The organism is Microcoleus sp. BROC3 (genome assembly GCF_036702515.1).
Taxonomy (GTDB): Bacteria; Cyanobacteriota; Cyanobacteriia; order Cyanobacteriales; family Microcoleaceae; genus Microcoleus.
The window spans coordinates 94,794-109,145 of sequence record NZ_JAUBTQ010000010.1; the positions used below are offsets into that span (position 1 = coordinate 94,794).

At 46.7% G+C, this 14,352-nt stretch carries 14 protein-coding genes; 5 read left to right on the forward strand and 9 right to left on the reverse strand.

What is annotated here, in order from left to right:
• Nucleotides 1-92 precede the first annotated feature (92 nt).
• The gene (miaA, locus tag QUB30_RS08965; protein ID WP_333332027.1) at nucleotides 93-995 is read left to right on the forward strand and encodes a tRNA (adenosine(37)-N6)-dimethylallyltransferase MiaA; all 903 of its coding nucleotides are present in this window, start codon (nucleotides 93-95) and stop codon (nucleotides 993-995) included.
• Between the two features lie 96 nt (nucleotides 996-1,091).
• Here miaA and QUB30_RS08970 read toward each other — a convergent pair whose 3' ends face one another.
• Together QUB30_RS08970 and msrP are read right to left on the reverse strand one after the other, a co-directional pair.
• On the reverse strand, nucleotides 1,092-1,751 hold the full coding sequence (locus QUB30_RS08970; RefSeq protein WP_333332030.1) for a Uma2 family endonuclease: 660 nt from the start codon (nucleotides 1,749-1,751) through the stop codon (nucleotides 1,092-1,094).
• 215 nt (nucleotides 1,752-1,966) lie between these two features.
• Nucleotides 1,967-2,950, reverse strand: coding sequence for a protein-methionine-sulfoxide reductase catalytic subunit MsrP (gene msrP / locus QUB30_RS08975; RefSeq protein ID WP_333332033.1), 984 nt, complete (start codon nucleotides 2,948-2,950; stop codon nucleotides 1,967-1,969).
• Between the two features lie 497 nt (nucleotides 2,951-3,447).
• Between msrP and QUB30_RS08980 the strand changes: the two genes are divergently transcribed.
• A complete protein-coding gene (locus tag QUB30_RS08980) occupies nucleotides 3,448-5,493 on the forward strand; it encodes a serine/threonine-protein kinase (protein ID WP_333332036.1) in 2,046 nt (681 codons plus the stop codon).
• Here the strand turns inward: QUB30_RS08980 and QUB30_RS08985 are convergent.
• The 3 genes from QUB30_RS08985 to QUB30_RS08995 form a co-directional block, all read right to left on the reverse strand.
• Nucleotides 5,427-5,705, reverse strand: a complete 279-nt coding sequence (locus QUB30_RS08985; protein WP_333332039.1) for a hypothetical protein — start codon at nucleotides 5,703-5,705, stop codon at nucleotides 5,427-5,429. The two genes, QUB30_RS08980 and QUB30_RS08985, sit on opposite strands and share 67 nt — an antisense overlap.
• Before the next feature lie 67 nt (nucleotides 5,706-5,772).
• Nucleotides 5,773-6,762, reverse strand: a complete 990-nt coding sequence (locus QUB30_RS08990; protein WP_333332042.1) for an NADPH:quinone reductase — start codon at nucleotides 6,760-6,762, stop codon at nucleotides 5,773-5,775.
• Nucleotides 6,763-6,953: 191 nt separating this feature from the next.
• Nucleotides 6,954-7,694, reverse strand: a complete 741-nt coding sequence (locus tag QUB30_RS08995; protein WP_333332045.1) for an SDR family oxidoreductase — start codon at nucleotides 7,692-7,694, stop codon at nucleotides 6,954-6,956.
• 152 nt (nucleotides 7,695-7,846) lie between these two features.
• Here QUB30_RS08995 and QUB30_RS09000 point away from each other — a divergent pair, with 152 nt between their 5' ends.
• The 3 genes from QUB30_RS09000 (at nucleotide 7,847) to QUB30_RS09010 (ending at nucleotide 9,845) form a co-directional block, all read left to right on the forward strand.
• The gene (locus QUB30_RS09000) at nucleotides 7,847-8,392 is read left to right on the forward strand and encodes a tetratricopeptide repeat protein (protein WP_333332048.1); all 546 of its coding nucleotides are present in this window, start codon (nucleotides 7,847-7,849) and stop codon (nucleotides 8,390-8,392) included.
• A 73-nt stretch (nucleotides 8,393-8,465) separates the two neighbouring features.
• Nucleotides 8,466-9,374, forward strand: a complete 909-nt coding sequence (locus QUB30_RS09005) for a hypothetical protein (RefSeq protein WP_333332051.1) — start codon at nucleotides 8,466-8,468, stop codon at nucleotides 9,372-9,374.
• A 177-nt stretch (nucleotides 9,375-9,551) separates the two neighbouring features.
• Nucleotides 9,552-9,845, forward strand: a complete 294-nt coding sequence (locus tag QUB30_RS09010; protein ID WP_333332054.1) for a DUF3288 family protein — start codon at nucleotides 9,552-9,554, stop codon at nucleotides 9,843-9,845.
• Nucleotides 9,846-9,949: 104 nt separating this feature from the next.
• On the opposite strand, the gene secA is transcribed toward QUB30_RS09010, so the two are convergent.
• The 4 genes from secA to QUB30_RS09030 all read right to left on the reverse strand — a co-directional run bounded on the left by secA (nucleotide 9,950) and on the right by QUB30_RS09030 (nucleotide 14,264).
• On the reverse strand, nucleotides 9,950-12,766 hold the full coding sequence (gene secA, locus QUB30_RS09015; RefSeq protein ID WP_333332057.1) for a preprotein translocase subunit SecA: 2,817 nt from the start codon (nucleotides 12,764-12,766) through the stop codon (nucleotides 9,950-9,952).
• Nucleotides 12,767-13,227: 461 nt separating this feature from the next.
• A complete protein-coding gene (locus QUB30_RS09020; protein ID WP_333332060.1) occupies nucleotides 13,228-13,485 on the reverse strand; it encodes a hypothetical protein in 258 nt (85 codons plus the stop codon).
• Nucleotides 13,486-13,628: 143 nt separating this feature from the next.
• Nucleotides 13,629-14,009, reverse strand: a complete 381-nt coding sequence (locus QUB30_RS09025; RefSeq protein ID WP_333332063.1) for a retroviral-like aspartic protease — start codon at nucleotides 14,007-14,009, stop codon at nucleotides 13,629-13,631.
• 36 nt (nucleotides 14,010-14,045) lie between these two features.
• On the reverse strand, nucleotides 14,046-14,264 hold the full coding sequence (locus QUB30_RS09030; RefSeq protein WP_333332066.1) for a hypothetical protein: 219 nt from the start codon (nucleotides 14,262-14,264) through the stop codon (nucleotides 14,046-14,048).
• Nucleotides 14,265-14,352 lie beyond the last annotated feature (88 nt).

Genomic DNA, 14,352 nt, shown 5'->3' on the forward strand with positions numbered 1-14,352 from the left:
TGGCCGATCGCGGTGAATCCGTGTAGGGAGAGAGGCGAAAGCATTGATAGGAGAGGATTTGAGAGTTTTTATAGGGAAATGTGCGACAGCTTATGCCTAGATTAATTACGATTTGCGGGGCGACGGCGACGGGGAAGTCGGGAGTGGCTTTGGCTTTGGCGGGGCGACTGCAATCTTCGATCCTGAGTGCGGACTCGCGTCAAGTGTACCGCGAATTTGACATCGGAACCGCAAAACCGACGGCGGTCGATCGCACTTCTGTACCGCATCACTTAATTGACATCTGCGATCCGACAGAAACTCTGACACTAGCAGATTACCAGCAACAAGCTCAAAATTTAATTGCTGCTGTCGATTTTCCCCTGTCTCCCCCCCTGTTGTTGGTGGGAGGGACGGGCTTATATATTAAATCGATCGTGCGCGGTTTAAAAATTCCGAGAGTAGCGCCCATGCCCGAATTGCGATCGCAACTTGCCGAACTCGGACAATCTCAATGTTACGCGATGTTGCAGCAGGTCGATCGGTCTGCCGCTGAGAAAATTCACCTCAATGACCCAGTAAGAACTTTAAGAGCGCTGGAAGTATTTTATGTCACCGGTCGCCCTATTTCGGAACAGCAGGGCGAAAATCCTCCCAATTATCCTATTTTACAAATTGGGTTGGATTGCGCGATCGATGTTTTGGTCGATCGGATCGCACAGCGCACAGAACAAATGCTAGAACGCGGTTGGATTGCTGAAGTAGAATATTTGTGTAAAAAATACGGCTGCGACTTGCCACTGTTGAACACGCTGGGCTATCAGGAAATGAAACAATATTTGGCGGGCGACATTAAGCTTGAAGAAGCCAAAGAATTAACAATTTTGCACACGCGGCAATTTGCGAAGAGACAGCGGACTTGGTTTCGAGCTTATCCTGAAGTTGAATGGTTTGATGTTAGCACGCCAGATTTATTGGAGCGAGTTTGGCAGAGAGTGCAGGAGTTTGTCCAGTGATTTTATATCGAAATTCAAGATTTTTTTAACTGCCGATTAACGCTGATGTAATTTAAATTAATTTGCTAATTTTTAAACTACAGTCTGATTTTTGCGTTAACTTTGAATCGGTAAAAATTCTCTAATTCTTTGCCGAAACAAACGCACTGCCGCGCGCTGTCCTATTGTTCGGCTTTGTTCGATGAAACCCGGAATTTCGGCAACAGGTAAAAAGGGAAAAGCTAAACTGCGATCGCACATTTCATATTTTCCCTCCACAAGCTGATAAACTTGCAGAGATTCCCGCCGATACCTCCAAAGTTCGGGAACACCAAGAGCAGCATAAATTGTAAACTTATTGATAGAAGAATTCGTGTAATCTGACTCTATTGCTAAATCGGGCGGCGGGTCATTTGGCAAATTGATATTTCTGCCTCTAACTAAAGATTCATTTTGAATGTAAAAACAACTATCAGGTTCTACAGCACGAGTTAAATCTTCTCGTTCAAGAGTCAGTGAACCAAGACTCCTAAGTTCAATTCCCAGCTCATCTACAATGGCTTCCACAAAGCTTTCTATCAGTCGTTTGGGTTCTTCGTGTTCTTCCAGCGGCATCCTGATTTCTAATACTCCTTCATCGTAAGCGATTCTCCAAGCTCTATCGTCCCCAACATCTGCCAGCAATGCTTTAAAAGTTGACCAACTGACACCTTTTAAAATAACTCGGTTTTCTGGGGTAGTTTGCTGCTCGACTGGAGTTGATGTTGTTGTTACCATTTAACAATTCCTTGGTAGCTTCATCAATTTTTATTATAGAGGGCAATAGGATATTTTTTCTCGTTCCCAGGCTCTGCCTTTTTCTCGTTCCCAGGCTCTGCCTGGGAATGCCTGAATCCGATGCTCTGCCTCGCGGGAATAAGGAGGCAGAGCCTCCGGATCTGCGTTCCTAGGCAGAGCCTAGAAACGAGGGGAATTACATCTCGCGTACTTAATTAACTGTACAAACTAGCTACATATTCGCCGTAACCGTTATAGGGCAAAGTCGGGCGAGTTTCCCACGACCAACTGTTACCGGGGCCGACTATCCGTTCGCTGGCTTGCGACCATCTGGGGTGCGGCTTGTCGGGTTCGACATTTGCTTCAAAAGCGTATTCGTTGGGGCCGATTGTATTCCAAAAAGTTGCGGGCTGTTGTTCGACAAATTCAATTTTTACAATTGACTTTGCGCCCTTAAAACCGTATTTCCAAGGAATCACTTGCCGCAGCGGCGCACCATTTTGCTTAGGTAGTTGTCTGCCGTACAAGCCTGTGGCAAAAAATGCTAAATCGTTGGCCATTTCTTCAATTCGCAGACCTTCGGTATAAGGCCAAGGATAAAATTGCGACATCAAACCGGGACCGGGAGTAATTTTGGGGTCGTAAAATGAGGTGAAGCGAACGAATTTAGCCTTCGATTGCGGTTCGACATCAGCCATCAGTAATTTCATGGGAAATCCGACCCAAGGAACTACCATCGCCCACGCTTCTACGCAGCGAAATCGATAAACTCGTTCTTCGATAGGAAATTTTTTGTAGAGGTCGTCGATATCATAAGTGCGGGGATTTTTTACTAAACCGCTTACTTCTACTTTCCAGTTTTCTGTTGGCAAAGCTTGAGCGGCTTGCCAAATAGATTTTGTGCCGCCGTATTCGTAAAAATTGTTGTATTTTGTAGCTAAGGCTTCGTCGGTAATCGCTCGATCGACTTTCGCAAAGGCAGGATTCCGGCTCAATCCAGAATATGCTTGGGTTGAGCTTCGATCCAGAGCCGTTTTTGAGCTAGCATTGCTTTGGCAGCCTGTCAGCGGCAGCAGCGAAGCAGTCACGCCTGCGCCAATTAAATTTGTCATGAAGCGGCGGCGGTTGAGAAAGGCTGTTTCTGGGGTAATTTGGTTGTCGAGAATTTCCCAAGATTTGGGTACGCGAATTAACGGCATAAGTAATAGTTAAAAGTTAGTAGTTAGTTTGGCTAAATTTGCCAAATTTTTAATCGGTTAGTCGATTTGAGATTTGAAGTTTTAGATTGACTCCATAGGACAAAGAATCGCGGATATTTGGCACTGTCTCGCGATTGCTTTGCTGCGATCGCAATGCAAGTATTCGCAATGACAGTATAGCTTAATACGGTAACAACTGAGATCTTGCACCATTCTAAAGAACAGGCAAGATGCCTGTTCCACAAAGAATAATTTTCTTGTGGGGTGGGCATCCTGCCCGCCCGTACGATCGACCTATTAAACCTCGCTCGCAGGAAAGTCAGCAATTATTTACGCGCGATCGACTGAAGCAAGTGTGGCGAAAATCTGGGAAACAATTATCATAAAGCAAAGATTCCAATTATTTAATTTGTCCACAGGAAGCGGCACGCACCGCCCCGCTTTCCTCCCCCACCAGCAAGCGTATGTCGGACGGGGGGTCTCCAGCGGAAAGACAAATGAGTTACTGCACCAATCCCCATTGCCAGAACCCCCAAAATCTCGATCGCGCGACAGTCTGCAAAAGTTGCGAGTCGAACCTCCTGCTAAAAGGTCGCTACCGAGTCTTTCACACCCTCGGTCAAAGTCTCGCTTGCCGCACCTTCTTAGCCGTCGATGAAGACCAACCTTCGCAACCCCGCTGCGTCATTCAACAGTTCTGCGCGCCCGCAGCAGTCGCCGACGGTGGCACACAGCACAACCGGACATTTCGCGGCTCAGCCTCAGTTCTCGGCGAGTTGGGGAAACATCCCCAAATACCCAAACTGCTCGCATCTTTTGAAGTCGAAGGCTGCCAGTATTTAGTGCAAGAATACATCGAAGGCCGCAATTTAGCCGATCGGCTTTCAGAAAAAGGTGTTGTTAAAGAAATTCAAATTTGGTATCTGCTGAGCGAATTGTTGCCAGTCCTGCAATTTGTTCACGAACATCAACTGATTCACGGAGATATCAAACCGTCCAATATTATTCACCGCAAAACTCCCCAAGCATCCCCAGCTTTGGCAGGGAAAGAGGATCTACATCCCCTCTCCCACGAAAGTACCTCTGGGCTAGTTTTAGTCGATTTCGGTGCCGCAATTCCGGCAAACAGCGGGCCGCTGAAAACAGAAACCGTGACAGGTTCTGCCGAATACGCGGCCCCGGAACAAATTAAAGGTCAAGCGATTAAGAGTAGCGACATCTACAGTTTGGGCGTCACTTGCATTCACTTGTTAACGGGAATGTCGCCCTTTGATTTGTTTGACATCAAAGCCGACAGTTGGGCCTGGAGGCATTATTTGAAAGTACCGGTTTCGGCGCGACTCGGCCGCATTCTGGATAAAATGGTGCAGCGAGAACCATCAAAACGCTATCGCTCAACCGAGGCAATTCTCACAGACATGAAATACGGCCCGGCACCGGTAGAAGTGATTCTCAGCAAACCCAAGTGGACTTTAGCTATGTGGGGAGCAAGTGCGGTTGCCCTGCTGTCCGTATTGCTGGGTGTTCGCTTGCCATCTCCAGTACCGCAGGCTTTCACTTCTGGCGAACCAGTTTCTAGCATTCCTGAAATTCGGTTCAATCCGCCCCCCATGCAGGATTTCAGCAGTGGTAGCGAGTCCCAATCCGGGCCCGCAGTGCGCACTCTGGCGGATCAAGACAAAAACCCAGTTTGGGCGGTTGCAGTCACTCCCAACGGCCGCGTGATAGTCAGCGGGAATAACGACGGCACAATTCACCTGCTGCACAAGCGTCGCGGCAAGCTGCTCAAGGTTTTAACAGGACATTTGGGCCCCGTGTGGTCGGTGGCCGTCAGTCCCGACGGCAGGACGATCGCCAGCGGCAGCGCTGACGGTACGATTAAATTGTGGAATTTCTATTCGGGTAAGTTAATTCGGACGGTGGACGGAAACCAAGACGGCGTGTTCTCGGTGGTTTTCAGTCCCGACGGCCAAGCCCTCGCCAGTGTCGGTAAGGACAATACTTTGAAGTTGTGGCAAGTGGAAGACGGTTCCGAGTTGGAAACCTTCAAAGGGGTTTTTGACCAGGTGCATTCGGTGGCTTTCAGTCCCTATAAAGACACTCTCTTTACTGGCAACGGCGACGGTACTATCAAGCTGTGGAATTGGAAGACTGGGGAATTCCAAGCAACTCTCACGGGTCATGCCGATGCTGTTTCGGCTCTTACTGTCAACCCTGACGGTAACATTTTGGGCAGCGGCGGTTGGGACAATACGGTGAGGATTTGGGATATCACCACGGAACACGGGCCTCAGCCTTCGGGTGAGGTGACTTTTACCGGTCATGCCGATCGAATTCAGTCTCTAGCTTTCAGTCCCGACGGTCAGACGCTTGCCAGCGCCGATTTGAGCGGGACTATCAAGCTGTGGGCGATGGATGGCGGGGAACCCGGTACGCTAAAAGGTCATTCTACTTGGGTGGAATTGGCTTTTAATCCTCAAGACAAGACTCTGATCAGCGGCAGTTTTGACGACACGATTAAGGTGTGGCGGCTGTCTCCTTGATTTGTGCGATCGCCCTGAGTTAGGCAAGCAGTAATATCGTTTCCGGTTGCATCGGAATGATACCCAGGACACGGCAGTGCCGTGTCCCTACCCCGATTATTGTAGGGACACGGCACTGCCGTGTCCTGACTGTGGGTAATATTAATTCCGATGCTACCGGATTTGATATAACTCGATCGAGCTACTGCTGGCTTGGGCGATCGTAATTTCATTTTTAACCGCTTCCGAAGGCGGTTCGACGCCGATGGGATGCAAATAAATTTGACTGATGACTGACGACTAATGACTGACAACTAAAACCAAATTGCCGATCGCCCTTCCGCTTTCCTGCATTTCGTGCGCTTTGACAATCTCGTCTAAACCATAGCTTTCAGCGATAACGTGGCGCAAAACTCCTGCTTGCAAACAAGTTGTAATATCTGCCGCCGCTTTTTGATGGGCTGCTTTGTCCATCACATAAACTAGCACGTAATGAACGGTTAGATTTTTGTAAACTAATGAATAAAAAGGAATTTGAGGCGTTATATCGGAATCAGAAGCGTAAGTAGCGATCGCACCGTTGCGCTTGAGGGCTTTTAAGTTGGTTTCGAGATTGCTAGCAAAATCCACTTCAATTACGCGATCGACTCCTTCCCCTTTCGTCATTTCTTTAATTCGTGTCGCTACATTTTCGGTTTTATAATTAACAGTATAATCTGCTCCCGCAGTTTTTGCAAGTTCTGCTTTTTCAGCCGAACTTACAGTTGCAATAACATTTGCGCCGCCCCATTTTGCTAATTGAACCGCATAATTTCCAACTGCACCCGCGCCGCCTGTAACTAATATTGTTTTCCCAGTTACAGCACCATCTTTAAACACGCAATTGTGAGCTGTCATCGCCGGAACTCCTAAACAAGCACCTGCTACAAATTCTGTATTATCTGGCAGCAAAACAGCTTTTTCGCTGGATACTACAGCATATTCTGCCGCCGTGCCAAAGGGGCGGGGCAATGTGGCTTCATAAATCCAAACTCGTTCGCCAATTCTTGACGGCGACACGTCTTTTCCTACTGCTTCAATTACCCCAGCACCGTCATTGTGGGGAATGACTCGCGGGTGTCGGATTGTCAGTCCGCCCCAACCGCTGCGCTGCTTGACATCAGATGGGTTAATGCCGGATGCGTGTACTTTAATCAGCACTTCATTTGCACCTAATTCGGGTACATCGATTTCGCCAATTTTGAGGACATCTTTGGCGTTGCCGATTTGTTCGTAGTAAGCGGCTTTCACGTTTTTTTCTCCTGATTGTTTAGGGCAACAATGGGCGGGATTTTTAAATTTTAATCCCGATCGTATCATGACGGCTAAACGTACTGCGGGTAAGGTAAGGGCACGGCAGTGCCGTGTCCCTACGGGGATATTGAATGTACTTCATTTACCTGGAATATGCTGTATCTTCTGCAATCAACTACTTGACAAAATTACGCTATTCCGCCGTTAACGCGGATATTTTGTCCGGTAATCCACCGGGCTTGTTCGCTGCACAAAAATGCAATTACATCTGCAATATCTTCCACTTCTCCCAGTCTTCCTAAAGCTATCATTTTAGTAAATTTTTGTATTTCTTCGGCGGTTTTGCCGACAGTGAAAAGTTCTGTATCCGTTGGACCAGGAGAAATGACATTTACTGTAATTTGCCGATCGCCCAATTCCTTAGCCAGCGATCGAGTTAGCTGTTCCACCGCGCCTTTTGTCGCCACGTAAGCTGCGTAAGTTGGCATCATTATCGCGGTTGTCGAACTGGAAAAATTAATAATTCTTCCTCCCTCCGCCATGCGTTTAGCAGCTTCTTGACAAGCAAAAAACGTGCCTTTAACGTTAACTGCAAAAATATTGTCAAATTCTGCTTCAGTAACTTCTGCTACAGGTTTGTAAAGAATTACTCCCGCATTATTGACTAAAATATCGACTCGTGAATAGGTTTCGATAGTGCGATCGAACAAATCGCGAATTTCTGCGGTTTTGCTGACATCGGCTTGCACGGCTAATGCTTTGCCGCCTGCTGCTTCAATCGCTGACACAACTTCTTTTGCTTGCTCAGATCCTCTGGCGTAGTTGACTACAACCGATGCGCCTTCTTGGGATAATCGGAGGGCGATCGCGCGTCCTATTCCCCGCGAGGAACCGGTCACAATTGCTACTTTTCCTGTTAGTGATGTCATGGAATTTTAGATCTTAGATTTTAAATTTTAGATTGCTCTCACCGATTTTACACTATCTATAGTAGTAACGTGCTCTTCGGCGCAACTATAAATAGGGTTTCTGGGTAAGTCCTGTTTGTGCTAAAGTGATATCGCCTGTCCAACTAAAATCTATGACCGTAAATTCCGAGTTAGTCTCGCAGCATTTAGAAGCGGGCGATAGACTCAAACAATCGGGTAATTTCGATGAGGCGATCGCTCAATATCAAAAATTACTAGCCATTCCAGCGGAGAGTGCGATCGCACTCAACAAGATAGCTGAAATTTATTATACGCAACAGAAATATGCAGAGGCGATCGCATCCTGTTACCAAGCACTTCGTCAGCAACCCAATTTCGCCGCCGCCTACAAAACCCTAGGCAATGTCTTGCAAGCCCAAGGCAAAATAGACGCGGCAATTCGTGCCTACTCCAAGGCGATAGAATACAACCCTAATTTTGTCGAAGCTTATGTTAATTTGGGCAGTATGTTTTACAAACAAGGGCTGCTCGATGACGCCATAATGTACTATCAAAAAGCTATTGCTATTCAACCAGATTTAGCAGCAGCTTATTGGAATTTAGGCAAAATTTTGGAAGAACAAGGGCGAATAAATGAAGGTTTATTTTATCAAAAAAAAGCTCTAAATTTACAACCCGAGTTAGAAGCTACTGAGTAACAAATAACACTTAGTTGAAGGGGAATGTTATAGTCAGAATAATTCAATCATTAACGATGCAAGCTGGATCGAAATGGAAATTAACCAGAATCCGCTCGAATTGCTAACGGCTAAAGTACGAGAAACTGTTGCCGATACCCAAAACTTAGCCAACGAAATCGCTGCAAAAGTTGAGGAAAGTGCAACTGTATTAACGGCGTGGGTACAATCAGCGCCAAGTTCAATGGTTAGTGCCGGGGCGATCGCCACTCAAGAAGCTTTTAAAATAGCACACAACATTCGTTTTGAGAACCTGCCAACAAATCTGCAATGCAAATTTGCGAGGGCTGGGATGCGTAACGGCATCCGAAATGTTCAAGAAGCAGCAAAAGTATTTGAATCCATACCCGCCCAAATTCGTGCCCAAGGCCCAGAAGCCATTCGCAACTTCTGTCAAGATAAAGATTGGAGTCACATCCAAGCGCACGTCAATGGAGGCGGAAGCGAAGCTGCTAACGGGATTTTTGAATATTTTTGGGTGAATCGTGCTCGCGGTGGTGCAGACATGACTGCCGCAGAATTAGCAGTCGCTAAGCAAGTTTTAGCGGATGCAGCGTTTAAAGCAGCAGTTGCCGAAATCGTTGGGGCTGCAATGAAAGGGGCGATCGCAGCAGCAGTAATTGAGTTAGTATTTTCTATCTTAGAAAACTCGCTATTGTGCGTGGAAGGGAAAATTACCCAGTCAGAGTTAGTGGAAGAAGTCGCCACCGCCACCGCTAAAGCTGGCATTGCTGGTGGTGTTATTACTGGCATTCTGTTAACACTGTGCATGATATTTCCCCCCATTGCCGCGCTTTTAGGTGCCGCAGCGATGCCCTTGGCGGTTGCAGGTATTGGCTTTATGGGAATTCGCGCCTGGGAAATCTTTTGTCATGGCGATCGGCTATTTGGTATTACTGAACAAACACAAAAATTTCTGGGGATGACTGAAGCGACAATTTAAACAGTTGACTGTTGACTGTTGACTGTTGACTGTTGACTGTTGACTGTTATGATACCCGAATCAAACCGTTTATGAAGCGCGGATTTAAGACTCTATTCATTAGGTTATTTATGTCCGCGCTTTTGGGTGGCGGTTGCTTGTAGCAACATTTTCAGATGATTGGGAAATATAAATAGTATGGATTCAGTAGAAAAAACTCAAGATCAGCAGCATCCGCAATACAAGCGCGATCGAGCCAGTGTCGATACTTTATTAGCAGGAGAAGCAACCGACTACAATTTATCGGAATTAGCAAGATTAATAATTCGCTACCGAGGCTTTCCCGGCGCTAGAGATATTCAATCAGACTTAAAAAAAGTCCTGCAAAAATGGAATTATACGGAAGAAAGTCTTTACGAACAAACCCGTAAAATTCACGCCAAAGGTGAAGTTTACAGGAAACAAAAAAGCGATCAAGAAGATTGGCTTTAATCTCAAATCTGCAACTTCCAGGAAGAGCCTGTTAACAGTCAACTGTCAACTGTTAACAGTCAACTGTCAACTGTTAACAGTCAACTGTCAACTGTTAACTATTTTTAAACCATCTCTGGCGAAACTTGCATTGCCGGCTGCGGCTGGAACTGGAACAGCGAATAAACCACATTGCGGCGGATATCCGTCATCATGTCCAAAAACAGCTCGTAACCTTCAGTTTTGTACTCGATCAGCGGATCTTTCTGACCGTAACCGCGCAGCCCTACAGACTCGCGCAAAGCATCCATTTGTTGCAAATGTTCCCGCCACAAAGTATCAATTTGCTGCAAAATAAAGAACCGTTCCGCATCGCGCATCAATTCAGCTCGAATTGCATTAACTTCCGCTTCTTTAATGTCGTAAGCATTGCGGACTTGTTCGTGCAGGAATGTTTTAATTTCCTCAACGGACAAATCTTCTAGCTGATCCGGTGTCATGTCAGCCAGCAGATAAACAAATTCCTTCACTTTGCTGACGAGTTTGTCGAGTTCCCATTCTTCCGAAGGTAAATCGGGATTGATGTATGCTCCCACGATGTCGTCCATCGTCTGTTCGGCATACCTAATTACCTGTTCCTTGGAGTCCAAACCTTCCAATACTCGGCGACGTTCCGCATAGATTGCTCGACGCTGATTGTTCATCACTTCGTCGTATTCAAATACCTGCTTGCGGATATCGTAATAGTAGGTTTCGACTTTTTTCTGAGCGCCTTCGAGGGAACGAGTCAGCATTCCAGATTCGATCGGCATATCTTCCTCAACACCGAAAGCCTTCATCAAACCGGCCACCCGTTCGCCCCCGAAAATCCTGAGCAAATTGTCTTCCAAACTCAAGAAAAACCGCGTAGAACCCGGGTCTCCTTGGCGTCCCGCCCGGCCGCGCAACTGATTGTCGATCCGGCGCGATTCGTGGCGTTCGGTACCGATGACGTGCAAGCCTCCCAACTGCACGACTTCATCGTGTTCGGTGCTGGTAAAAGCATCGTATTCCTTGCGGGTTAAATTGTAAGCTTCCCGCAATTTTTGAATTACCGGGTCTTTTGTCGGCGCTTTTTCCGAAGCTACAGCCACGATGTCGTCGGCTTCCAATTCCGAGAGCGATCGCTCCCCGTACTCCTTCACCGCCAATTCCACCGCCGCCTTGAGCATTTGCTCGGCATTTTTCGATAGCTGCGTCGGGAAAATCTGCGCCGAAGCTTTCCAAGACTTAACCTTTTTGGCAGTTTGACCAAAACCTTGAGCTGCGGGGCGGCCGCCAATACCGGGCACTTGCACTAGCGAAAACCCGTCCTCATCATCGGGCCGCACGATCCGGGGCATAAGATACTCGCGCAACTTCAGGCGGCCCATGTACTCCGAATTACCGCCCAAAATGATGTCTGTACCGCGCCCCGCCATGTTCGTGGCGATCGTCACAGCACCCTTGCGTCCGGCTTGAGCGATAATTTCCGACTCCCGTTCCACATTTTCCGGTTTAGCATTGAGCAAATTGTGAGGAATTTTGCGTTCCAGCAGCAGCCTCGACAGCAACTCCGATTTTTCCACGCTCGTAGTTCCCACCAGTACCGGCCGACCGAGTTCGTGCATTTCTGCACAGTCTTGGGCGATCGCATTCCACTTCCCGGCCTCCGCCTTGTAAACCATATCTGAAAGGTCAGTGCGGCTCGTAATCCGGTTAGTAGGAATCTGCGTCACTTCCAGATTGTAAATCTTCTCAAACTCCGTCTCCTCAGTCTTCGCCGTCCCAGTCATCCCCGACAGCTTGGGATAAAGCAAAAAGAAATTCTGATAAGTAATCGTCGCCAGCGTCTGAGTTTCCGGCTGAATTTCCGCCCGTTCCTTCGCTTCGATCGCCTGGTGCAAACCGTCGCTCCAGCGCCGTCCCGGCATCACCCGGCCGGTAAACTCATCGACAATCACCACTTCGCGATCGGCATTGACGATGTAGTTAATATCCTTAATAAACAATTCCTTCGCCTTAATCGCATTAAAAATGTAATGCGCCCAAGGATCTGCCGGATCGTACAAATCCGTAACGCCCAACAACCGCTCAGCCTCACCAAACCCTTCATCGGTCAACAGCACATTCCGAGCCTTTTCGTCAACCTCATAATGTTCTTCATTGTCTTTTCTCAGAGCAGCAGCTACCTCAGCCGCCCGCAGATACTTCTCGCTGGGGCGTTCCACCTGACCCGAAATAATTAGAGGCGTTCTAGCTTCATCGATGAGCACCGAGTCAACTTCATCAATCACGCAGAAATTAAAAGGACGCTGCACTACATCTTCCATAACAGTAGCCATATTGTCCCGCAAATAATCAAAGCCCACCTCGCTGTTAGTCGCGTAGGTAATATCGCAGTTATAATTTTTCTTGCGTTCCACCTGATCCATGCCCTGCTGAATCAGTCCTACAGTCAATCCCAGAAAGCGGTGCACCTGCCCCATCCATTCCGCGTCCCGCCTGGCGAGATAATCGTTGACAGTAATGATATGTACGCCTTTACCGTTAAGGGCGTTGAGGTAAGCCGGCAGCGTCGCCACCAGAGTTTTACCCTCACCGGTTTTCATTTCGGCAATTTGGCCTTTGTGCAGAATGATGCCGCCGAGGAGTTGGACATCAAAGTGGCGCAGTCCCAAAACCCGCTGTCCCGCTTCCCGCACCACTGCAAAAGCTTCTGGCAAGATTTCGTCTAGGATCTCTTTTTCTTCGTTGAGAGATCTAGCTTTTGCCAGACGTTCTTGAAACTGCGCCGTTTTACCTTTCAGGCCGTCGTCTGAGAGTGCGCGGATTTCTTCTTCCAGGATAGTGATATCAGCGACCCAAGGCTGAAATTTTCTCAGTTTGCGCGCGTTGGGATCGCCTAGCAGATTTTTAAACATGGCAGGAGAGGCAGATTTTTAATAATTTAGCTATTAGCTTTCAGGGTTACGGGCTGTAGTGTTAGCCACAACATATACCCTCCCCGATTGTAGCAACCATTGGCTCTCCTGGGCCGTCGCTGCGGTCGATCGACCGATTTTGGATTTTAGATTTTAGATTTTGGATTGAATAATTGACTTTTCTTGTCCCTTGCTGATTAAGCAAATCATTTCCACAAACTATTGAGTAGGGGCGTTATGCGGGCAGTTTGTGGATTAGGTGTATAGCCCGAAGGCGGATGAGGAGATTTTAGAGCAACGGGAAGTCATGGTAATTATGTCATTCTGAGCGAACCGAAGAATCTCGCTCGATTCTTCGCGGAGTTTACTTGCAGAACCCTTCACTCCGTTCAAGGGTAAACTCCGGGTCGGGATCACAATGACAGACAATAGATGCGTAAGTCCTGTACTCAAAAAAACGGTTACTGATTTTTATTGACGAGCTTATAAGCTTGATAACCTCCGTATGTTAAAAGTGCCCCTGCTGCCACAATTCCTGCAACTGAGAGAGTCACTGGAGCAGCCACAATAGTTGTTGCTGTGGTTGTCAAGCCCAACCAACCTGCGACACCAGCAGCAGGCACTGTTGCAGTAGTGGCTATAGGTACGGTGGCTATTGTAATTGAACCCAATGACGAACCACCAAGTGCAGCGATTCCAGCGATCAACTCGTTTTTCATTTCTCTAACTATTGTGATAATTTTTTATCTTATTTCATAATTTACTGCATATTTTATGTCCTGTCAATATCGAATCAAAAAAAATTAAAATTTTCCATTGTATATACCGGGCTGCAACGCAGCTTTTTAAAAGATTGATAATCTCAACCATCCTTAAATTTAGGACACACTTCAAACGCTAATTGTGACCCATAAAAACAAACATCAAACTCAGTAAAAAAATTAGTTTGCCCTAAAATAATCGGAATATTATTCAGCCTAGTCCAGGCAAAAGCTAACTGAACTGGCTCAAAGTCCCCTACTTTTGCCAAGACTAATAACCCTTTCATTTCAGCACTCGCTAAATTCCCCGCTAAAGTAACAGAAAATCTTTGCTCTTCCCAAATGGCCCCTAACTGCACCCCAACATTATAGGGCAAAACATTTACACTAGATCCTGTATCCAGTAAACCCATAACCTCAACAGAACGATTTTGATAAGTTAGTGTTAAAGGCCGATACGGAACATCAGCTAAAACACCCATTCATCTCGTTTAGGTTGAAAAGGATATCGCCTACTATTAAACATTTTGAGTTTGTTTCTGTTCTATTTCTAGTAACTGCGTCAATTGCTCTGCTGCACTATTAGAAGTATGCACTGAATATATAATTTCAACAGATTCATTATCCATTACAATTCCTTCTTGTTTCGCCAATTCTGCTATTAAAAACAGCATCATTTGAAACTTTTCAGCACGAGACAATTGCCGAAGTTGGGCTAATAATTCAAGATTAGACATAAAACACCATAGATACAATTAGTTTTTACATTTTACCATGACCTTGAGATTTCAACCACTCCAAAACAGCACAGCCAATGCGTAATTT